This is a genomic window from Pseudoxanthomonas sp. PXM04 (assembly GCF_014851695.1).
Classification (GTDB): domain Bacteria; phylum Pseudomonadota; class Gammaproteobacteria; order Xanthomonadales; family Xanthomonadaceae; genus Pseudoxanthomonas_A; species Pseudoxanthomonas_A beigongshangi.
Window position 1 is genome coordinate 38,713 of record NZ_JACVAG010000005.1, and the last position, 19,525, is coordinate 58,237.

At 67.0% G+C, this 19,525-nt stretch carries 18 protein-coding genes and 4 tRNA genes; 15 read left to right on the forward strand and 7 right to left on the reverse strand.

Annotated elements, in window-relative coordinates; translation table 11 throughout:
• Positions 1 to 71: 71 nt before the first annotated feature.
• From clpP to IB228_RS12980, 6 genes are all read left to right on the forward strand, one after another.
• Complete coding sequence (gene clpP / locus IB228_RS12955; protein WP_183637724.1) at positions 72 to 698, forward strand: ATP-dependent Clp endopeptidase proteolytic subunit ClpP; 627 nt, start codon at positions 72 to 74, stop codon at positions 696 to 698.
• A gap of 126 nt (positions 699 to 824) precedes the next feature.
• Positions 825 to 2,108, forward strand: coding sequence for an ATP-dependent Clp protease ATP-binding subunit ClpX (gene clpX, locus IB228_RS12960; RefSeq protein WP_183637721.1), 1,284 nt, complete (start codon positions 825 to 827; stop codon positions 2,106 to 2,108).
• A gap of 136 nt (positions 2,109 to 2,244) precedes the next feature.
• Positions 2,245 to 4,689 (forward strand): endopeptidase La, encoded by a 2,445-nt coding sequence (gene lon / locus IB228_RS12965; protein ID WP_183637718.1) that lies wholly within the window; start codon positions 2,245 to 2,247, stop codon positions 4,687 to 4,689.
• Positions 4,690 to 4,910: 221 nt separating this feature from the next.
• Positions 4,911 to 5,183: an HU family DNA-binding protein gene (locus IB228_RS12970; protein WP_141456262.1), complete on the forward strand. Its 273-nt coding sequence runs from the start codon at positions 4,911 to 4,913 to the stop codon at positions 5,181 to 5,183.
• A 38-nt stretch (positions 5,184 to 5,221) separates the two neighbouring features.
• Positions 5,222 to 5,296 (forward strand) — tRNA-Val (locus IB228_RS12975).
• Positions 5,297 to 5,323: 27 nt separating this feature from the next.
• Positions 5,324 to 5,400: transfer RNA gene (locus IB228_RS12980), tRNA-Asp, on the forward strand.
• 163 nt (positions 5,401 to 5,563) lie between these two features.
• On the opposite strand, the gene IB228_RS12985 is transcribed toward IB228_RS12980, so the two are convergent.
• Complete coding sequence (locus tag IB228_RS12985; protein WP_192198811.1) at positions 5,564 to 6,619, reverse strand: WG repeat-containing protein; 1,056 nt, start codon at positions 6,617 to 6,619, stop codon at positions 5,564 to 5,566.
• 624 nt (positions 6,620 to 7,243) lie between these two features.
• Here IB228_RS12985 and IB228_RS12990 point away from each other — a divergent pair.
• A tRNA-Asp gene (locus IB228_RS12990) sits at positions 7,244 to 7,320 on the forward strand.
• A gap of 156 nt (positions 7,321 to 7,476) precedes the next feature.
• Positions 7,477 to 9,453: a peptidyl-prolyl cis-trans isomerase gene (locus tag IB228_RS12995; RefSeq protein ID WP_183637712.1), complete on the forward strand. Its 1,977-nt coding sequence runs from the start codon at positions 7,477 to 7,479 to the stop codon at positions 9,451 to 9,453.
• 135 nt (positions 9,454 to 9,588) lie between these two features.
• On the opposite strand, the gene IB228_RS13000 is transcribed toward IB228_RS12995, so the two are convergent.
• Positions 9,589 to 10,818, reverse strand: coding sequence for a lytic transglycosylase domain-containing protein (locus IB228_RS13000; protein ID WP_192198812.1), 1,230 nt, complete (start codon positions 10,816 to 10,818; stop codon positions 9,589 to 9,591).
• Entirely contained in the window at positions 10,815 to 11,591 is a 777-nt protein-coding gene (gene gloB, locus IB228_RS13005; RefSeq protein WP_192198813.1) for a hydroxyacylglutathione hydrolase, read from the reverse strand. The genes IB228_RS13000 and gloB overlap by 4 nt, the downstream gene beginning before the upstream one ends.
• A 54-nt stretch (positions 11,592 to 11,645) precedes the next feature.
• On the opposite strand from gloB, the gene IB228_RS13010 reads away from it, so the two are divergent.
• Genes IB228_RS13010 through dnaQ form a run of 4 tightly spaced genes read left to right on the forward strand, consistent with a single transcriptional unit; the run spans position 11,646 to position 14,072 of the window.
• A complete protein-coding gene (locus tag IB228_RS13010; protein WP_225562448.1) occupies positions 11,646 to 12,305 on the forward strand; it encodes a class I SAM-dependent methyltransferase in 660 nt (219 codons plus the stop codon).
• A gap of 21 nt (positions 12,306 to 12,326) precedes the next feature.
• Positions 12,327 to 12,779, forward strand: a complete 453-nt coding sequence (gene rnhA / locus IB228_RS13015; RefSeq protein ID WP_183637704.1) for a ribonuclease HI — start codon at positions 12,327 to 12,329, stop codon at positions 12,777 to 12,779.
• A gap of 5 nt (positions 12,780 to 12,784) precedes the next feature.
• Positions 12,785 to 13,318 carry a GNAT family N-acetyltransferase gene (locus IB228_RS13020; protein ID WP_183637702.1) on the forward strand — a complete coding sequence of 178 codons (534 nt, stop codon included), beginning with the start codon at positions 12,785 to 12,787 and terminating at the stop codon, positions 13,316 to 13,318.
• A 13-nt stretch (positions 13,319 to 13,331) separates the two neighbouring features.
• Positions 13,332 to 14,072 carry a DNA polymerase III subunit epsilon gene (gene dnaQ, locus IB228_RS13025; RefSeq protein ID WP_192198814.1) on the forward strand — a complete coding sequence of 247 codons (741 nt, stop codon included), beginning with the start codon at positions 13,332 to 13,334 and terminating at the stop codon, positions 14,070 to 14,072.
• Positions 14,073 to 14,170: 98 nt separating this feature from the next.
• Here dnaQ and IB228_RS13030 read toward each other — a convergent pair whose 3' ends face one another.
• On the reverse strand, positions 14,171 to 14,875 hold the full coding sequence (locus tag IB228_RS13030) for a PP2C family serine/threonine-protein phosphatase (RefSeq protein ID WP_141456270.1): 705 nt from the start codon (positions 14,873 to 14,875) through the stop codon (positions 14,171 to 14,173).
• Between the two features lie 214 nt (positions 14,876 to 15,089).
• Between IB228_RS13030 and IB228_RS13035 the strand changes: the two genes are divergently transcribed.
• Positions 15,090 to 15,180: transfer RNA gene (locus tag IB228_RS13035), tRNA-Ser, on the forward strand.
• A gap of 206 nt (positions 15,181 to 15,386) precedes the next feature.
• Here IB228_RS13035 and IB228_RS13040 read toward each other — a convergent pair.
• The gene (locus IB228_RS13040; RefSeq protein ID WP_192198815.1) at positions 15,387 to 16,076 is read right to left on the reverse strand and encodes an SDR family NAD(P)-dependent oxidoreductase; all 690 of its coding nucleotides are present in this window, start codon (positions 16,074 to 16,076) and stop codon (positions 15,387 to 15,389) included.
• A 102-nt stretch (positions 16,077 to 16,178) separates the two neighbouring features.
• On the opposite strand from IB228_RS13040, the gene IB228_RS13045 reads away from it, so the two are divergent.
• Complete coding sequence (locus IB228_RS13045; protein ID WP_183637696.1) at positions 16,179 to 16,586, forward strand: DUF6165 family protein; 408 nt, start codon at positions 16,179 to 16,181, stop codon at positions 16,584 to 16,586.
• A gap of 15 nt (positions 16,587 to 16,601) precedes the next feature.
• On the opposite strand, the gene IB228_RS13050 is transcribed toward IB228_RS13045, so the two are convergent.
• Together IB228_RS13050 and IB228_RS13055 are read right to left on the reverse strand one after the other, a co-directional pair.
• Positions 16,602 to 17,666, reverse strand: a complete 1,065-nt coding sequence (locus IB228_RS13050) for a nitronate monooxygenase (protein WP_192198816.1) — start codon at positions 17,664 to 17,666, stop codon at positions 16,602 to 16,604.
• A 48-nt stretch (positions 17,667 to 17,714) separates the two neighbouring features.
• On the reverse strand, positions 17,715 to 18,761 hold the full coding sequence (locus IB228_RS13055; protein ID WP_183637691.1) for a glycosyltransferase family 9 protein: 1,047 nt from the start codon (positions 18,759 to 18,761) through the stop codon (positions 17,715 to 17,717).
• Between the two features lie 19 nt (positions 18,762 to 18,780).
• On the opposite strand from IB228_RS13055, the gene IB228_RS13060 reads away from it, so the two are divergent.
• The gene (locus IB228_RS13060) at positions 18,781 to 19,524 is read left to right on the forward strand and encodes a 3-deoxy-D-manno-octulosonic acid kinase (RefSeq protein ID WP_183637687.1); all 744 of its coding nucleotides are present in this window, start codon (positions 18,781 to 18,783) and stop codon (positions 19,522 to 19,524) included.
• Position 19,525: the final 1 nt, after the last annotated feature.

Here is a 19,525-nt window from a genome sequence, read left to right on the forward strand (position 1 = left end):
GACCCCAGCCCGTCCCGGTCCGGCTATCCTAGGCCGGACCCCTCCACGACAATTTGGGCGCGAAAAAGCCGATGAGCATTGAAACCAAAGCCTTGAACCTGGTGCCGATGGTGGTCGAACAGACCAGCCGCGGCGAGCGCGCCTACGACATCTATTCGCGCCTGCTCAAGGAACGCATGATCTTCCTGGTCGGCGGCGTGGACGACCAGGTGGCCAACGTGATCGTGGCGCAGATGCTGTTCCTCGAGGCCGAGAACCCCGAGAAGGACATCAGCCTGTACATCAATTCGCCCGGCGGCGTGGTCACCGCCGGCATGGCGATCTACGACACCATGCAGTACATCAAGCCGGACGTCAGCACCGTCTGCATCGGCCAGGCCGCCAGCATGGGCGCGCTGCTGCTGGCCGCCGGCGCCAAGGGCAAGCGCTATGCGCTGCCCAACTCGCGGGTGATGATCCACCAGCCGCTGGGCGGCTTCCAGGGCCAGGCCACGGACATCGACATCCATGCCCGTGAAATCCTGACCCTGCGTTCGCGCCTGAACCAGATCCTGGCCAAGCACACCGGCCAGGCCCTGGAAACCATCGAGCGCGACACCGAGCGCGACAATTTCAAGAGCGCCTCCGACGCGCAGGCCTATGGCCTGGTCGACCAGGTGCTGGAACGCCGTCCTGAAGAGACCATCCAGCCGGCGTGAACCCCGGGCGCGGACCCTGTTTGCCGCGCCTGCCACCCCCTCCGCGGACCCGGCTGACAGGCCGGGGCCGTGTGCTATTCTCCGACCGAGTCCGCCTAGCGGGCAGGGTGACCGAGTAATCGAAGCATGAGCGAAGACCGTCAGGGCCGTACCGGCGACAGCAGCAAGATCCTGTATTGCTCGTTCTGCGGCAAGAGCCAGCATGAAGTCCGCAAGTTGATCGCGGGCCCCAGCGTGTTCATCTGCGATGAATGCGTCGAGCTGTGCAACGACATCATCCGCGAGGAACTCGAGGAGAAGGCGCAGTCCGCCCGCAGCCACCTGCCCAAGCCGCGCGAGATCCTGGAAGTCCTGGATCAGTACGTGATCGGCCAGCAGCGCGCCAAGCGCACCCTGGCGGTGGCGGTCTACAACCACTACAAGCGCATCGAGAGCCGGCAGAAGAACGACGACGTCGAACTGGCCAAGTCGAACATCCTGCTGGCCGGCCCGACCGGTTCCGGCAAGACCCTGCTGGCCGAGACGCTGGCCCGCCTGCTCAACGTGCCGTTCACCATCGCCGACGCCACCACCCTGACCGAGGCCGGTTACGTGGGCGAGGACGTGGAAAACATCATCCAGAAGCTGCTGCAGAAGTGCGACTACGATGTCGAGAAGGCGCAGCAGGGCATCGTCTACATCGATGAAATCGACAAGATTTCGCGCAAGAGCGAAAACCCGTCGATCACCCGCGACGTGTCCGGCGAAGGCGTGCAGCAGGCGCTGCTGAAGCTGATCGAAGGCACCGTCGCCAGCGTGCCGCCGCAGGGCGGTCGCAAGCATCCGCAGCAGGAATTCCTGCAGGTGGACACCAAGAACATCCTGTTCATCTGCGGTGGCGCGTTCGCCGGCCTGGACAAGATCATCCAGCAGCGCTCCACCGAGGCCAGCGGGATTGGCTTCGGCGCCAAGGTCCGCAGCGCCGAGCGCAAGACCGAGACCGGCAAGCTGCTGTCCGAGGTCGAGCCGGAAGATCTGATCAAGTTCGGCCTGATCCCCGAGTTCGTCGGCCGCCTGCCGGTGGTCGCGACCCTGGAGGAACTGGACGAGCCGGCCCTGGTCAAGATCCTCACCGAGCCCAAGAACGCCATCACCAAGCAGTTCAAGAAGCTGTTCGACATGGAAGGCGTGGAACTGGAGTTCCGCCCGGACGCGCTGTCGGCGATTGCCCGCAAGGCGCTCAAGCGCAAGACCGGCGCGCGCGGCCTGCGCACCATCGTCGAGTCGGTCCTGCTGGACACTATGTACGACCTGCCGTCGCTGGAAAACGTGAGCAAAGTGGTGGTGGACGAATCGGTCATCGAACACAAGTCCGAGCCGTACCTGATCTACCAGAATCCGCCGGCCCAGAAGGTCGCCGCCGCGGAATGAAGCGAGGCCGAGCATTCGGTGCAAGTATTTGATTCAATTAACATTTAGAGGTTGCACTTGCATCCTCCCGACAATGGCCCCATAACGGGGCCATTGGCTTTTTGGCCTCCGTAATTCCGCATCCGCTGGAGCCCCCATGCCCCGCCGTACCCCCACCGAAATTCTCGACCTGCCGGTCCTGCCGCTACGCGACGTAGTGGTGTTCCCGCACATGGTCATTCCCCTGTTCGTCGGCCGCGACAAGTCCATGCGCGCGCTGGAGCAGGCCATGGAAGCGGACAAGCGCATCCTGCTGCTGGCCCAGAAGTCGGCCGAGACCGACGATCCCGTGGCCGCCGATCTCTACAGCATCGGCACCCTGGCCCAGGTCCTGCAATTGCTGAAGCTCCCCGACGGCACCATCAAGGTGCTGGTCGAGGGCGTCTCCCGCGTGAAGGTTTCCAATGTCGTCGAGCGCGACGGTTCGCTGTACGGCGAAGGCGAGGAAATCGAATCCACCGAAGGCCGCGAGCCGCGTGAAATCGAAGCGGTGGCGCGTTCGCTGATGGGCCTGTTCGAACAGTACGTCAAGACCAACCGCAAACTGCCGCCGGAACTGCTGCAGACGCTGGCCGGCATCGATGAACCCGGTCGCCTGGCCGACACCATCGCCGCCCATCTGGGCGTGCGCCTGAGCGACAAGCAGCGCCTGCTGGAAACCATCGGCATCGGCGAGCGGCTGGAATTGCTGGTCGGTTTCGTCGACGGCGAAATCGACGTGCAGCAGCTGGAAAAGCGCATCCGCGGCCGGGTCAAGTCGCAGATGGAGAAGAGCCAGCGCGAGTACTACCTCAACGAGCAGATGAAGGCGATCCAGAAGGAACTGGGCGAGCTCGACGACGCGCCGAACGAGCAGGAGGAACTGGCCCGCAAGATCGCCGAGGCCGGCATGCCCAAGGCGGTCGAGACCAAGGCCAAGAACGAACTCAACAAGCTCAAGCAGATGTCGCCGATGTCCGCCGAGGCGGCGGTCGTGCGCAATTACCTGGACTGGCTGCTGGGCGTGCCGTGGAAGAAGCGCAGCAAGGTCCGCAAGGACCTGAAGGTCGCGCAGGAAACCCTGGACGCCGACCATTACGGCCTGGACAAGGTGAAGGAACGGATCCTCGAATATCTCGCCGTGCAGTCGCGCGTGCAGAAGATGCGCGGCCCGATCCTGTGCCTGGTGGGGCCGCCGGGCGTGGGCAAGACCTCGCTGGGCCAGTCGATCGCCAAGGCGACCAACCGCAAGTTCGTGCGCATGTCGCTGGGCGGCGTGCGCGACGAGGCCGAGATCCGGGGCCACCGCCGCACCTACGTGGGTTCGATGCCGGGCCGCATCGTGCAGAACCTCAACAAGACCGGCAGCAAGAATCCGCTGTTCGTGCTGGACGAAATCGACAAGATGTCGATGGACTTCCGCGGCGATCCCTCGTCGGCGCTGCTGGAAGTGCTGGATCCGGAGCAGAACAGCGCCTTCAACGATCACTACCTGGAAGTGGATCTGGACCTGTCCGAAGTGATGTTCGTCGCGACCTCCAACTCGCTCAACATCCCCGGCCCGTTGCTGGATCGCATGGAAGTCATCCGCATCCCGGGCTATACCGAGGATGAGAAGCTCAACATCGCCCTGCGCTACCTGCTGCCCAAGCAGATCAAGGCCAACGGCCTGAAGCCGGAAGAGCTCACGATCGCCGAGGACGCCATCCGCGACCTGGTGCGTTACTACACGCGCGAATCCGGCGTGCGCAACCTGGAACGCGAAATCGCCAAGATCTGCCGCAAGGTGGTCAAGGAAATCGCGCTGGCCGGCCCGCAGCCGGCCAAGAAGAAGAAAAAGGGCGCACTGGTGCAGGTCAGTTCGAAGAACCTGGACAAGTATTCCGGCGTGCGCCGCTTCGATTTCGGTCGCGCCGAGGAGCAGAACGAGATTGGCCTGGTCACCGGGCTGGCCTGGACCGAAGTGGGCGGCGATCTGCTGCAGATCGAAGTCGCGCTGGTGCCGGGCAAGGGCCTGTTGACCCTGACCGGCCAGCTGGGCGACGTGATGAAGGAATCCGCGGCCGCCGCGATGTCGGTGGTGCGCGCGCGCGCCACCGCACTGGGCATCGATGCCGAGTACCTGCAGAAGCACGACGTCCACCTGCACGTGCCCGACGGCGCGACGCCGAAGGATGGTCCCAGCGCCGGTGCCGCAATGGTGACCGCGCTGGTGTCCACGCTGACCCGCACGCCGGTGCGTGCCGACGTGGCGATGACCGGCGAGATCACCCTGCGCGGGCGCGTGTCCGCCATTGGTGGCCTGAAGGAAAAACTGCTGGCGGCGCTGCGCGGCGGCATCACCACCGTGATCATCCCGGAAGAGAACCGCAAGGACCTCGCCGACATTCCCGCCAACGTCACCCAGGGCATGAAGATCGTGCCGGTCCGCTGGATCGATGAGGTGCTGGATCTCGCGCTGGAACGGCCGCTGGCGCCCACCGCGGCGCCGACCGAGGGGGGCAAGCCGCGGCGCGTGCCGGCCCGCCGCAAGGCGCCCGTGCAGCCCGACGTCAAGCACTGAATCGCGGCATACACGGAAGGTAAAAAACCCGCAAAACCCGCGTCATTATTGGGTTTTCGGCTTGCGTGCCTGTATACCCGCTGGTATAACGGCGTCACCCGCAAACACGATGAGCATCGTTCTCGTCGTGTTCGTGGAAGACGACCGGAAGCGCGTGACGATCAGATTCCCGCGCATTCCGGTTACACATTCCGCGGTTGTTCCGCAAAAGGAGTTTCTACATGAACAAAACCGAATTGGTTGATGCCGTCGCCGACGAAGCCGAAATGTCCAAGGCTGAAGCTGGACGTGCCGTCGACGCCGTGATTTCCAGCATCACCAAGGCCCTGAAGAAGGGCGACAGCGTGACCCTCGTGGGCTTCGGCACCTTCCAGGTGCGCAAGCGCGCCGCCCGTACCGGCCGCAACCCGAAGACCGGCGACACCATCAAGATCAAGGCTTCCAAGAATCCCGCCTTCAAGGCTGGCAAAGCCCTGAAGGATGCCGTAAACTAATCGACTCGCTGCTGCCGAGTGAGTCCGGTCGGTTGAACGGGTGCTTAGCTCAGCGGTAGAGCGTCGCCCTTACAAGGCGAGGGTCGGGGGTTCGAAACCCTCAGCACCCACCAAACCGGACCAACTGTTTAAGTTTCCGCGGAGTGGTAGTTCAGTCGGTTAGAATGCTGGCCTGTCACGCCGGAGGTCGCGGGTTCGAGTCCCGTCCACTCCGCCACGAACATGAAAAACCCCTGAGAAGTCAGGGGTTTTTTGTTGCCTGTCGGTCGCGCGAAAGATGGCGATGGTGGTTGCTTCCAGCGTCCGGAGCGATGCGGATGTCGCGTAGCGCCCCGCGGACCAATCGCGTCGTCGTGGATGGCGCCTCGCTTGAATTTCCGTCAGTCCGGCGCGGACGATGCGCGGTACTCGCGACCCTGAAGGTCGATGTAGAACTCATCCCCATCGAGACGCACGCGCGCAAGGCCATCGCGGAAACGGAATTCCGAGTCATAGCGGAACGGGATGACCCGTTGTCCGCGCGTATCGAGAGCTCCCCATTGCTTTTGCCCGTTGCTGGCGGCGATCAGACTCTCTCCCCAAGGCGAAACCTCGCTCAGGCCGCAATGGAGTTCCGCCCCCGCGTGATCGAGGAGGCAGCGGGTGTCGTCGTCCCGTCGCACGACCAGCAGGCGGAGCGGCAGTTCGGGAGAGGTATATTTCAGGTACTCGAAGCTTGGCCGATCCGCGGTCACGACTTCCACGTTGCGCGCCGCATCCAGGATGCCCCAGCCGCCGACGACGCGATGAACCACGAAAAAATTGTCGTATTGATATCGGAGATCGTCATAGATGCCGAACGGGACCATTTGCCGGCCATCGGTACCGAGCACACCGACGCTCTTGCGGTCCGGGGCGCGTACCACGCGAAGCTCCCGGGAATCCGACGACGGCTCCCGGAAACGGCTGGACGCCACGTCGTAGCGATCCGGATAGTCGCCGCCGCAAGGGCGTGTGTGGCCGTCCGGAGAGATGAGATAACACTTCCGGCTTCCCGTGGAATGAAACGGATTCAAATCGATGAATCCGCTTCGGGTGGACGGTTTGACGATGGCGCCCCAGGCCACGCCGTCCCTGAATGGCCTGGCTTCGGTGAAACGCGGATGCACGATCCAACGGCCCCGCAGATCGATATAGCCCCATTTCCCGCCCGATTTCACCGCGGCCCGGTCTTCGGTGAACGGCTGCGCATCTTCGAAGGTTTTCGAGAACGGGGTCTGCCCATGAGCATCGACAAAACCGAACCGGCCGTCGGCATGGAGATAAGGGATGAAGGAAGTCGCGGCGTTCACCGGATGTCCGGACTCGGCGGCGCCATCGGCGGAACGACCGGAGGCGATCATCGAGATGGGCAGGAGTAGCCAGGTGAGGAGCCGAAGCAGGCGGGAAGGCGGCATGACACAAGAGCAATGGCAGTGCGAACAGAGGTCGATTCTATCGGGATGACTCCGGGGCCCGTTTGCATTGTTCGTTCTCAAGATCGACGAATGAGGGTCGCTCGTGTCGAGGAATCTCTTGCCCATGCGGGAAGAAAGGGCGGCGAGCGAATCCGCTCCGATTCGGTTGTGGCCGGAAAGCACCTGGCGCCGCCATAGGGGGCCGATTTATGGGAACGAATGCTCTGCGCGGCTGCGGCTGCGTGGCTGCCGTGGGGGCGGGCGCGGGCGCAGCAGGTCGTCGAGAGGGAGGGAGGTGCGCCACGGTGGACGAGTCCCGGCGGGACAGGGAACAACCCGCTCCGAACGAAACAGGTCTGGCCGACCTTTCACCGGGAAGGGTGCGGCAGGGATGACGCCGAACGCACGCCGGGGGCCCCCGCGACCGCCGCTGCCCGGTCATTCCGGCCAGGCCGCCGGAGGCGCGGCGGAAGCAAGCGACGGGCTCCCGTGGCCCCTTGGCAACCGCGGGCAGGGAGAGATGCGGTCCCTGGGCACGGTGCCGACAGGGGACCGAACCTGAAAAATCTGTTCGACCGGTCTGGCACAATTTCCGGAAGCCCCGTACAATGGTCGACTCAGCGCGGAGTGGTAGTTCAGTCGGTTAGAATGCTGGCCTGTCACGCCGGAGGTCGCGGGTTCGAGTCCCGTCCACTCCGCCAGTTATCCCGGAAAGCCCGCGAAAGCGGGCTTTCTGCTTTTCCGGGGACCGCTGCCGGCGTCCGTGGATGAACGGGCCCGGGCGGTGCGGCAGGGTTGCGGCGAACCACCGCGAAGCGCGGTAAACTGCGCGGCTACTGAAATCGAGCCACGCATCGATGCTGCAAAAACTCCGCGATAAGACATCCGGGTGGATCGCCACCCTCATCCTGGGCCTGCTGATCATTCCGTTCGCCTTTGTCGGCGTGAACGAATACATGACCGGCGGCACGGCCAACGATGTCGCGACCGTCGAGGCGCCGCCCACCTGGTGGAAATCCGCGCCGAACTGGTGGCCGGTGTCCAGGCTCTGGCAGCGCAAGGAAATCACGGTCGACGAATTCCGTACGACCTTCGAGGCCGCGCGCCAGCAGCAGCGCCAGATGCTGGGCGAGAATTTCGATGCGCGCGAGTTCGAGAGCAAGGAAAACAAGCTCAAGATCCTCGAGCAGCTGATCAACCAGCGCGTGCTGGCGTTGGCTTCCGAACGTGCGGGCGTGGTGATCGGCGATGCCGCCGTCAACCAGGCCATCGCCGCCGAACCGGCCTTCCAGGTCGACGGCAAATTCAATGCCGAACGCTACCAGCTGGTGCTGGCTTCGCAGGTGCCGGCGCTGTCGCCGCTGAAGTTCCAGGAGCAGGAACGCGAGCGCCTGAAGATGATGGTGATGCCCGAAGGCATCGGCACCTCCGATTTCGTCACCAAGGGCGAACTGGAGCGGTTGTTCAAGCTGCTGGCGCAGACCCGCGACGTGGGCCTGGCGCTGGTGCCGCCGGCCGCACCGGATACCGCGCCGGTGTCCGACGCCGATATCCAGAAGTGGTACGACGGCCACAAGGCCGATTACCGCCAGCCGGAAACGGTCTCGCTGGAGTATGTCGAGGTCAACGGCGCGACCCTGCCGGGTGCCGTGGCGCCGGACGAGGCGACCCTGCGCAAGCGCTATGAAACCGAGAAGAACCGCTTCGTGGCGCCGGAACAGCGCGTGGTATCGCACATCCTGATCGGCGCGCCGGCCGGTGCCGACGCCGCCACCTTGAAGAAGGCCGAGGACAAGGCCGCCGCGCTGGCCGCGCAGGCCAGGCAGGGCGCCGACTTCGCCGCGCTGGCCAAGGCCAATTCGGAAGATCCGGGTTCCAAGGACACCGGCGGCCTGCTGCCGGCGTTCGCGCGCGACGGATCGATGGTCAAGCCGTTCGAGGACGCCGCGTTCGCCATGCAGGCCGGCGAGATCCGTGGCCCGGTCAAGAGCGACTTCGGCTATCACGTGCTGAAGCTAAACGAGATCAAGCCGGGCCAGGGCAAGAGCTTCGAGGAGGTCCGCGACGAACTCGCCCGCGAGCAGGCCACCGCCGACGCCGAGCGGGCCTACAACGAACTGGCCGGCAAACTCGTCAACGAAGTGCTGAAGAACCCCACCGCGCTGGAGCCGGCCGCGAAGGCCGTTGGCCTGCCGGTGCAGAAGATCGGGCCGTTCTCGCGCGCCAACGCCAGCGGCATCGCCGCCAACCCGGCGGTGCTGCGCAGCGCGTTCTCCGAGGCGCTGGTGCAGGACGGTACGGTCAGCGATCCGATCGAGATCGCGCCCAGCCACAGCGTGGTGATCCGCGTGGTCGGCCATACGCCGGAGCAGCCGCAGCCGCTGGCCCAGGTCCGTGACGCGGTGATCGCCGCGATCCGCGCCGATCGCCAGGAGAAGGCCACCGCCGCCACCGCCGACGCGGTGCTGGCGCGCATCGCCAAGGGCGAGACGCTGCAGGCGATTGCCACCGCCGACAAGCTCCAGTTCAACGAAATGCCGGGCATGCCGCGCGGCATGCCGGTGCCGACCGCGGAGGGCAACGAGGCGATCTTCGCGGTGCCGCGTCCGGCCGCGGGCAAGGCGTCGACCGGCAAGGTCGCGCTGGGCGGTGGCGCGTTCGCCGTGTTCGCGGTCACCAAGGTCACCGACGGCGATGCCGCGCAGGTGCCGGCCGAGCAGCGCGATGGCATGAAGCAGCAGCTGATCCAACTGGGCGGCGGCGTCGCCACCCAGGGTTTCATCGACACCATGCGCAAGCAGTACAAGGTCACCGTGATGGAAGATCGCCTCTAAGGCGTTCGACCCCGACGCGGTGAACGAAAAAGCCCGGCAAACGCCGGGCTTTTTTTATCGGATCTTTTGCGCCACACGGCATCGGCACGGAGCCGGCATGACCTCGATCCGGAAGGACCGAGAGCCGTCCTGTCGTCAGGGCTGGCTTTCGTCCAGCGCCAGCACCATGCCCGGGCGCAGGATGGCGTCGGACTTCAGGCCATTGCGCGATAGCAACTGCTGCGGCCTGAGGCCGTACCGCCGCGCGATGGTCCAGGCGGATTCGCCGGCGCGGACGGTGTGCGAACGACGGGATGCGCTGGCGACGGTGGTGTCCCGCGACGGCGGCGAAGCGCTTGCGGCGGCGCCGATGCCAGCGGCGGACGGACCGGGTCCGGGCTCCGCTTCGACCGACGCCTCGGCAAGCCGGGGCGAGGACGCCGCCACGATGCCCTGGGAATCGGGAGCGAGAATCCTGACCGGCTTGTCCAGGCGCGGGACACCCTTGCCCAAGGCCGGATTCAGGCGCTTGAGCAGGGCGCTGTCGTGACCGTTGGCCTCCGCCCAGCGCTCCAGGCTGGCGGCATCGCGGGGCAAGGCGTGCGCGGACAGGCGAGGCACTGGACGGTCCAGCCGTTTCAGCCATTCGCCGCGATCGTCGGCCTGTTCGAAGATGCAGGCCAACGCATGCAGCTTTTCGACGTAGGCGTAGGTGATGCTGGACAGCCCGGGCAGCTCGGCCGGGCGGGCGTTCTGCGCATTCATGCCGGCGCGGCGCATCGATTGCAGCACCCGGTACTCGCCGGCGTTGTAGGCCATCACCGCCAGCCGCCAATCGCCGCCGAACATGCCATGGAGGGTCTTGAGGTAACGCACCGCGGCCTGGGTGGAATCCACCGGCGAGAGCCGGCCGTCGTAGCTTTCGCGCACCGGCACACCATGGTTCCGTGCGGTGATGCCGATGAACTGCCACAGGCCCGCGGGACCGCTGGCGTTGCGCGCGCCGGGCTTGTAGCCGCTTTCCACGAAGGGGATGAGTGCGAACTCGGTGGGCAGGTGCGCCTCGCGCAGCGCGTCCACGACATAACCGAACAGCGGTAGCACGTCGTCCGATTTGACCAGTTGGCTCGGCGCGTGGGCGAAGTGCTTCTTCCAGCGCGGGCCGGTGGCGGCGGCATCGCATTGCGGTTCGGCCAGGCCGTCGCGGAACCGCTGGTAGATTTCCAGCCCGCTTTCCTGCTGGCTGGGGGGCACCGTGACCAGTTCGATCGGGGGGGCCGAAGGCTGGCTCGCCTGTGCCGGCGACAGTGCCAGGCCCAGGCCGGCGCTGCAGGCCAGCGCGAGCAGGCCGGCTCGCAGGCCAGGAAGCGGGCCGCGCCGGTTCATGCGCGGAACTGGTCCTTCCAGCGCCGCAGTTCGGCGAAGGTCTCGACCCGGTCGGTGGGCGCGCGCCCCAGCCGGTGCGCCACGGCCGCGCGCACGGCCTCGCTGTCCACCCGCAGGAACGGGTTGGTCGCGGTTTCCTGGGCCAGGGTCGACGGCAGGGTCGGACGGCCGGCTTGGCGCATGACGTGGACTTCCTCGGTTCTGCGACGCAGGGCCTCGTTGGCGGGATCCACCGCGCGGGCGAATGCGGCGTTGGCCAGGGTGTACTCGTGGCCGCAGCAGACCGCGGTCGAGCCGGGCAGGGCGGCCAGGCGGTCCAGCGAACCCAGCATCTGGGACGGCGTACCTTCGAACATGCGCCCACAGCCCAGGCTGAACAAGGTGTCGCCGCAGAACAGGTGATCCTGGTCCTGGCCTCCGCCCAGATAGGCGATGTGGCTGCGGGTATGGCCGGGCACGGCCAGCACCTCCAGGCGCCAGTTCTTCAGCGCCACGCGGGCGCCATCGCCCACCCGCACACAGTCGAACGGAATCCGCTCGTCCTCCGGCGCGTAGACCGGCAGGGTCGGCCAGCGGGCGCGCAGCGCCGCCACGCCGCCGATATGGTCGTTGTGGTGATGGGTCAGCAGGACCGCCGCGGGCCACAGGCCCTGGTCGGCGGCGGCCAGGACCGGCGCGGCGTCCCCGGGGTCCACGATCAGCGCATCGCCGTCGTCGTCGGCCAGCGCCCAGATGTAGTTGTCGTCGAAGGCGGGCAGGGCGGTCAGGCGCATGGGCGATGGTTTTGGGGAGGGACGCTGGAAGGGTCGTCCACTACAATCCCGAACATGCCTGCCTTCGAGTTCAGCCGTCAACCCGATGCCCTGGCATGGTTCGATGCCGGGCGCGGGCAGGCCCTGCTGGCAGCCGAGACCGTCGCCGCCGGCCAATGGCTGACGCTGCGGCCGGCCCAGCCGGCGCTGTGGCTCTCCCCGGCCCCGACGCGCCCGCCGGTCGTGCTCCACGGCTTCAGCCGGCAGTTGTGGCTGTGGCGGCATCCGGACGGCTTCAGCGGCGATCTGCGCTGCGAACTGCCCTTGCCGCTGCCCAGCGAGGCCTTCGGCAGCATCGTCGTCCAGCACGTGCCGGAGGCCGGTTCGGCGACGGATCTGCTGGGCGAGTGCGCGCGCGTGCTCGCCCCCGGCGGACGCCTGCGCCTGTACACGCTCAACCCCCTCAGCCCGTACCGGTGGCGCTGGCGCGGTGCCGCCCTGCGGGTCCGCGATGCCGCCAGCTGGCAGGGCGCGCTTCGCCAGGCCGGCCTGCACCCGCTCGCCGCCGGAGCCGGCTACCAGGGGCCGCTGCTGCGCGGCACCGCGATGGCGCCGCACCTTTCCTTCAACCGGTTCCGCGCGGTCTGCGTGCTGGAAGCCGAAAAACGCGTCGCCGCCCTGATTCCGCCCGCGCCGGCCCGGCGTCGCTGGAACACCGGCGCGGCGCACGCCTGAACCCACAACCCACAGGAAGCAATGAAGCAGATTTCCATCCATACCGACGGCTCCTGCCTGGGCAATCCCGGGCCCGGGGGCTGGGCCGCCCTGTTGCGCTACCAGAAGAAGGAACGCGAACTTTCCGGGGGCGAAGCCCAGACCACCAACAACCGGATGGAGTTGATGGCGGCGATCGTGGCGCTGGAGACCCTCACCGAGGGATGCGCGGTCGCGCTGTACATCGATTCCCAGTATGTGCGCCAGGGCATCACCGAATGGATGCCCAACTGGGTGCGGCGCAACTGGAAGACCGCCGCCGGCGACCCGGTCAAGAATCGTGATCTGTGGGAGCGCCTGCACGAGGCGACCCGGCGCCATCGCATCGAATGGCACTGGGTGAAGGGCCACAACGGGGACCCGGACAACGAACGCGTCGATCAGCTGGCGCGCATGCAGGCGCTCAGGTTCCGAGACGGCGGCGCGGTAAAGTAAGCGGCATGAATCTTTCACCCGTGCTCGAAACCGAGCGCCTGCGCCTGTTCGAGCTGTCCGAGCATGCACCCGGCGATACCGCCTTCGTGCTGGAACTGCTCAACGACCCGGATTTCCTCCGCTACATCGGCGACCGCGGCGTGCATTCGCTGGCGCAGGCAGTCGACTACCTGCGCGACGGACCGGTGGCGAGCTACCGGCTCAACGGTTTCGGCCTGTATCGGGTGGAACGGCGCGAGGACGGCGCGGCGGTGGGCATGTGCGGGTTGATCAAGCGGCCGCCGCTGGCGCACCCCGATCTCGGTTACGCCCTGCTGCCGCGTTTTCGTGGCCATGGTTACGTGGCCGAGGCCGCGCGGGCAGTGCTCGCTGCGGCGCGCGAACAGGGCATCGCCACCGTGCTGGCGGTGGTGGACCCGGACAATGCGGCCTCGATCCGGACCCTGCAGGGCCTGGACTTCGGGTACCGTGAAATGGTCCGGCTGGCGGCGGACGACATCGAACTGAAGTTGTTCGCCTGGCAATCAGACAAGCAATAGGCAAGACAGACGCATGCGACAGATCATCCTCGACACCGAAACCACCGGCCTGGAATGGAAGAAGGGCAACCGCATCGTGGAAATCGGTTGCGTCGAACTGCTCGAACGCCGGCCCACCGGCCGCACCTACCACCAGTACATCCATCCGCAGCGCGAGTTCGAGCAGGGCGCGGCGGAGGTCACCGGCCTGAGCCTGGATTTCCTGTCGGACAAGCCGCTGTTCGCGCAGATCGCCGACGAGTTCCTCGCCTTCATCGACGGCGCGGAACTGATCATCCACAACGCCGCGTTCGACGTGGGCTTCCTCGACTACGAACTGTCGTTGCTGGGCGAGCACTACGGGCGCCTGCAGGATCGGGTGACCGTGGAGGACTCGCTGCTGCTGGCGCGCCAACGCTTCCCGGGACAGCGCAATTCGCTGGACGCGCTGTGCAAGCGGCTGGGCGTGGACAACACCCATCGCCAGTTGCACGGCGCGCTGCTCGACGCCCAGCTGCTCTGCGATGTCTACCTCGCGCTGACCGCCGGCCAGCGGGAAATCGGCTTTGCCGGCCTGGACGAACCGAGTTCCGGCGCGGCGGTGGTGGCGGCCGATTTCAGCGGCCTGGCCGCCGGCCCGCGCCCGCGCGTGCAGATCGGCGCGGCGGAACAGGCCGCGCACGAGGCGCGCCTGGAAAAGCTGCGCAAGAAAGCCGGCAAGGCGTTGTGGGACGAACTCGACAACCCGGCCATGGCCGAAACCGCCATCGCCTGAATCTCAGGCGGAGCAGGCAACATACCTCGTAGCGCCGAGCTTGCTCGGCGAACCGGGGCGGGAGATCCGGGGGCAAGCGGAGCAAGCTCCGCTCTACGTCAGTGGCAGCGCACCAGGATGGCGGTGACGTTGTCCGAACCGCCGCCATCGAGGGCCGCGGCGATCAGGCAATCCACGCATTCCTGCGCGCTGCAGTCGGACAGCCTCAGGGTGTCCGCGATGCTGCGATCGTCCACTTCCTCGGTCAGCCCGTCGCTGCACAGGAGCAACTGCATGCCCGGACGCAGTTCGCCGGTGAGGGTTTCCACGTTGAGGTGGGTCGGGTCGGTCACGCCCAGCGCCTGGGTCACCACGTTGCGGTGCGGATGCGAGCGTGCCTGTTCGCTGGTCAGCGAACCCTGTGCGATCAGTTCCTGCACGTAGCTGTGGTCCTGGCTCAATTGAGCCAACTGGCCGTCGCGCCACAGGTAGGCGCGGCTGTCGCCGACCCACGCCACCTCGAAACGGTTGCCCTGGACCCGCGCGGCGACCACCGTGGTGCCCATCGGCAGGGTGTCGTTGCGGCGCCGGGAGGTGCGGATGATTTCCTCGTCGGCGATGCGGATGGCCTGGTGCAGCGGCGTGCCATCGCGGATCTCGCGCACGATGGTCTCGCGCGCCAGCGCGCTGGCCACCTCGCCGCAGGCGTGCCCTCCCATGCCATCGGCCACCAGCCACAGTCCCAGCTCGCTGTCGCCGTAGTAGGTGTCCTCGTTCAGCTCCCTTCTGAGGCCTACGTGGGTGATGTGCCCGAATTCGATCATTGATGTCCTGATGGTGGGAGCGGGGGAGGGAAGTTCCCTGCTGGTTGATACGGAATGATCCGGGCGAAACGGACAGCGGGCAAGCAAAAGCGAGCCCGGGAGAGTTTTCGTTCAGTGGGAAACGACGAATCCGGCCGGAATCTTCAGCTTCGGCTTGTCGGCGGAGGGCCCGACCCGTATCATTCACGCCCCCGGCCGCGCGCCGGGGACCACCGGAGAGGTGGCAGAGTGGTTGAATGTACCTGACTCGAAATCAGGCATACGTTAATAGCGTATCGGGGGTTCGAATCCCCCCCTCTCCGCCAGATACGCAAGGGCCCCCGCAAGGGGGCTTTTGCGTATCTGGCGGAGTGTGGGGATCTGGAGAGAACCCCGACGGGTTCGACAGAACGGCGCAGCCGTTCTGCACGGCGAAGCCGCTCGCAGGGCGAGGCACGCAGTGCCGAGTGAATCCCCCCTCTCCGCACGTTACAGGGCCCCCGCAAGGGGGCTCTTGCGTTTCGGGAACTTCTCAGACCCGACCAGTCACCGGAATCAGCGCGCCGGTGATCGCGGCGGCCGGTTCGGACAGCAGGAACCGGACCACCCCCGCCAGTTGTTCCGGGGTCACCCAGCGCGAGGTGTCGGCGTCCGGCATGTCGGCGCGGTTGGCGGGGGTGTCGATGATGCTGGGCAGCAGCGCGTTGACGGTGATGCCGCGATCCTTGAATTCCTCCGCCATCGCCTCGGTAAGGCGCGCCACGCCGGCCTTGGAGGCCGCGTACGCGCCCATGCCGGTGCCGGCCTTGACCGCGCCGGCCGCGCCGATATTGACGATGCGGCCGCCGCCGGCGGCGAGCAGGAACGGCAGCGCGGCCTGGCTGGCGGCCACGGCCGTGCGCAGGTTCAGCCGGTAGAGCCGGTCCCAGGTGTCCAGGCTGCCCTCGGCCAGGGTTTCCCAGTGGAAGCCGCCGGCGATGTTCACCAGCGCGTCGATGCCGCCGAGCGCCTGCCTGGCCTGCTCCAGCGCGGTTTTTGCCGCCTCGGCATCGGCCAGGTCGATGCCGCCGAAGGCATGCACGCCGGCGGTGGTTTCGGCGGGAGCGGGCGCGTGATCCAGCGCTGCCACCGTCGCACCCGAAGCGACCAGCGATTGCACTACCACCCGGCCAAGCGCGCCGAAAGCGCCGGTGACGACAACCCGTTGGGCCGATGAATTCATGGAGGACATCCCGATGCGGAAAGCGACCATGTTAGCGCCGTGCGAGCGGGCGTGTATCCGCCATCCGGTACACTGGCCGTCCCGTTTTCGCGGTGCCGCGCCATGTCCGAAATCCTCGTCCCCGTTTCCTTCGGCGAACTGCTCGACAAGATCGCCATCCTGCAGATCAAGTCCGAGCGGATGAGCGACCCGGCCAAGCTGGCCAACGTGCGCAACGAACTGAGCGCACTGGAAAAGACCTGGATGGCGCATCCGGCGGCGGTCAACAACATCAGTGAACTGCGCGCCCAGCTCAAGGCGGTCAACGAGCGCCTGTGGGTGATCGAGGACGACATCCGCGTCAAGGAGAAGGCGCAGGCGTTCGATGAGGAATTCGTCCGCCTGGCGCGCAGCGTCTACTTCGAGAACGACGAACGCGCACGCATCAAGAAGGACATCAACCTGGCGCTGGGCTCCAGCTACGTGGAAGAGAAGTCCTACCAGGACTACAAGACCGGCGCGACGCCGTAACCACCGCGCGCGGGACTACACCAGGCAGGTCGGTTCCTGCGTGCCGAATCCCCGCGCCAGATCCCACACCATTTGCGCCGCGGGTATCGCCTGCGCGCCGGACACGTTCTGGCCGGCCCACAGCGGCGAATAGTCGCCGCTGCCACGCGTCTCGGCCGCTTGCCGCAAGGGCGCCATGGCCGCACTTGCGAGCGGAAACGCGGGCGCGTCAGTCGCCATCGGCCCCAGCGTGCGCATCGCGTGGTTGACGATGCCGCGCGCGGGACGTCCGGTGAACACGTTGGTCAGCGCGGTGTGCGCCGCCGCCGGGCTTTGCAGGGCCGCGCGGTGCAGCGGACCGGTATCGGCCTCGGGGCATAGCAGAAAAGCGGTGCCGACCTGCACGCCCGCCGCGCCCAGCGCCATCGCCGCCGCCACGCCGGCCGCGTCGGCGATGCCACCGGTCGCAATTACCGGGCAACGCACCGCTGCGACGATCTGCGGCAACAGGGTGAAGGTGCCGGACTGGGTGGTGAGGTCGTCGGTGAGGAACAGGCCGCGGTGCCCGCCGGCTTCCAGTCCCTGCGCGATGATTACATCGACGCCGCGCGTCTCCAGCCAGCGCGCCTCCTCCACCGTGGTGGCCGAGGCCAGCAACTTGCAGCCCCATTCGCGCAGCGGCGCGATCAGCGCCTCATCCGGCAGCCCGAAATGGAAGCTGATCACGGGCGGGTGCAGTTCGCGCACCAGCGCCAGCAGATCGGCATCGAAAGGCCGCCGTCCCGCGCCGGCCGGAAAGGCATCCGGATCCAAGCCAAAGCGGGCGTAGTCGGCGGTGAGTCTGAGCCGCCAGGCGGCTTCGCGCGCCGGATCCGGTTGCGGCGGCGCATGGCAGAAGAAATTGAGATTGAATGGCGCTTCGGTCTGCGCGCGGATGGCCGCGACTTCCGCGCGGACGGCGTCCGCTGACAGCATCGCGCAGGGCAGGGCGCCTAGGCCACCGGCCTGGCTCACTGCAATGGCCAGCGGGCTGCCCTGCACGCCGGCCATTGGTGCTTGCAGCAGCGGCAGTTCGATTTCGAGCAGCGTGGCGAGCGACATGGCGGATTCCCGGTGCGGCGGATCCGGAATTATGCGCCCGTGATCATGTCAGCGCGCGGTATCGGCCCGATACCGCTCGAACGCCGCGATCGCGTCTTCGACGGTGACCAGATCCATCACCTCGTCGAACTCGATCTTGGTGCCCCACTTCAACGCGTCGGCAGGTTTGCCAAGGTATTTGCGCGCGGCGGCGTCATAGCGGTCCACGCAGTAGCGGATATCCGAATAGGGGCCGCTGCGGCGCGGATTGCTGGCCGCGTGCAGGCCCAGCACCTTGGTGCCGACCGCGTTGGCGATATGCATCGGGCCGGAGTCCGGCGTGACCAGCAGGTCGGCGCGCTCCAGCAGCGCGGGCAACTGCTTCAGCGTGTCCTTGCCGACCAGGTCCAGGGCCGGCGCGCGCATCGCGGCGAGAATCGCATCGGTGGTGCTGCGCTCCAGATCGCTGCGACCGCCGCACAGCACCACCCGCCAGCCGTGGCCGGCGGCGTGATCGGCGAGCGCGGCGTAACGATCGGCATGCCAGTTGCGGCGCACGTGGCTGGAGCACGGGGAAATCATCAGCACCGGCGCCCCGTCCTGCGGCCATTGCGCGGCGGCCCAGTCGCGCGCTTCCCGCGGATAGGGCAGGTCCCAGATCACCTGGTCCTGTTTCAGGCCCAGCGGTTCGCAGAAGCTGCCGATCGCGTCCAGTACATGGATGCCCGGGCGGTCGGGGATGCGCTCGTTGATGAAGAGGCCATGCAGATCCTTGGAGCGCGCGTGGTCGTAGCCGATGCGCCGCCGGGCCGGGATGAAGGCCGACAGCACGTTGGCGCGCAGGGCCACCTGCATCTGCAGCAGCACGTCGAAGCCGCCGGCCGGCAGCTCCCGGCGCAGGGCGCGCATGCCGGCCAGGCCGCTGCGCTTGTCGTAGGTGTGGAAGGTCACGCCCTCCAGGCCGTCCAGCAGCTTGTGCCCGGCCTTGTCGATGACCCAGTGCAGGCGGGTCCGCGGCCAGTGCCGCTGCAGGGTGCGCACCAGCGGCACCACGTGGGTCACGTCGCCGAGCGCCGACAGGCGCAGCAGGCAGATCGATTGGGGGATGGCGGACAAGAGTTGTTAGACTCGCTGGATGGTCAGTTTCGACGCCACGGAATCCCTGACGCCGTTCCGCGAAGGCCGCGGATACGGTGCGATTCTGTTCGACCGCCAGCACCTGCGGCAAGCCAATCCGGACTGGTTCGTGCCGGAGAAGTGGGGCGATCGCGCCCAACCGGTCGGCGACGGCGGGCGCGGCGGGGCCTGGTTCATCGAAGCGCCGTCCAGCCAGTGCGTGCTGCGGCGCTATCTGCGCGGCGGCCTGGCCGCGCGCGCCAGCCGGGACCGCTACCTGTGGCGGGGCCCGGACAAGACCCGCAGTTTCGCCGAGTTCCGGCTGATGCGCGCGCTGCTGGCGCGCGGCCTGCCGGTGCCGCAGCCGGTCGCGGCCCAATACGTCCACGAAGGCATGTTCTACCGCGCCGCCCTGCTGATGGAGCGGCTGGCCGGGGTGACCTCGCTGGCCACCCTCGCGCAGGAACTGCGCGCACCCTGGGAAGAGGCCGGCCGGCTGATTGCCCGCTTCCACCGGGCCGGGCTCCAGCATGCCGACCTCAACGCCCACAACATCCTGTTCGACGAGCAGGGCAAGGGCTGGCTGATCGACTTCGATCGCGGCCGCCTGCGCATTCCTGCCACCGGCTGGCGCGAACAGAACCTGGCGCGCCTGCTGCGCTCGTTGCTGAAGCTGCGCGGATCGCGGTCCGGCGAGGACGTGCGCCAGGACTTCGCCCGCCTGCGCCGGGCCTATGATCAGGCCTGGTCACGGGGTTTCTGAG

Bases quoted from the DNA above. Each gene is read 5' to 3' on its own strand.
- IB228_RS13020 (WP_183637702.1), top strand. From the start codon at position 12,785: ATGAATCTTTCACCCGTGCTCGAAACCGAGCGCCTGCGCCTGTTCGAG.
- IB228_RS12985 (WP_192198811.1), bottom strand. From the start codon at position 6,619: ATGCCGCCTTCCCGCCTGCTTCGGCTCCTCACCTGGCTACTCCTGCCC.
- IB228_RS13045 (WP_183637696.1), top strand. From the start codon at position 16,179: ATGTCCGAAATCCTCGTCCCCGTTTCCTTCGGCGAACTGCTCGACAAG.
- IB228_RS13000 (WP_192198812.1), bottom strand. From the start codon at position 10,818: ATGAACCGGCGCGGCCCGCTTCCTGGCCTGCGAGCCGGCCTGCTCGCG.
- IB228_RS12970 (WP_141456262.1), top strand. From the start codon at position 4,911: ATGAACAAAACCGAATTGGTTGATGCCGTCGCCGACGAAGCCGAAATG.
- gloB (WP_192198813.1), bottom strand. From the start codon at position 11,591: ATGCGCCTGACCGCCCTGCCCGCCTTCGACGACAACTACATCTGGGCG.
- IB228_RS13030 (WP_141456270.1), bottom strand. From the start codon at position 14,875: ATGATCGAATTCGGGCACATCACCCACGTAGGCCTCAGAAGGGAGCTG.
- IB228_RS13050 (WP_192198816.1), bottom strand. From the start codon at position 17,666: ATGTCGCTCGCCACGCTGCTCGAAATCGAACTGCCGCTGCTGCAAGCA.
- clpP (WP_183637724.1), top strand. From the start codon at position 72: ATGAGCATTGAAACCAAAGCCTTGAACCTGGTGCCGATGGTGGTCGAA.
- IB228_RS13060 (WP_183637687.1), top strand. From the start codon at position 18,781: ATGGTCAGTTTCGACGCCACGGAATCCCTGACGCCGTTCCGCGAAGGC.
- lon (WP_183637718.1), top strand. From the start codon at position 2,245: ATGCCCCGCCGTACCCCCACCGAAATTCTCGACCTGCCGGTCCTGCCG.
- dnaQ (WP_192198814.1), top strand. From the start codon at position 13,332: ATGCGACAGATCATCCTCGACACCGAAACCACCGGCCTGGAATGGAAG.
- IB228_RS13010 (WP_225562448.1), top strand. From the start codon at position 11,646: ATGCCTGCCTTCGAGTTCAGCCGTCAACCCGATGCCCTGGCATGGTTC.
- rnhA (WP_183637704.1), top strand. From the start codon at position 12,327: ATGAAGCAGATTTCCATCCATACCGACGGCTCCTGCCTGGGCAATCCC.
- clpX (WP_183637721.1), top strand. From the start codon at position 825: ATGAGCGAAGACCGTCAGGGCCGTACCGGCGACAGCAGCAAGATCCTG.
- IB228_RS13040 (WP_192198815.1), bottom strand. From the start codon at position 16,076: ATGAATTCATCGGCCCAACGGGTTGTCGTCACCGGCGCTTTCGGCGCG.
- IB228_RS12995 (WP_183637712.1), top strand. From the start codon at position 7,477: ATGCTGCAAAAACTCCGCGATAAGACATCCGGGTGGATCGCCACCCTC.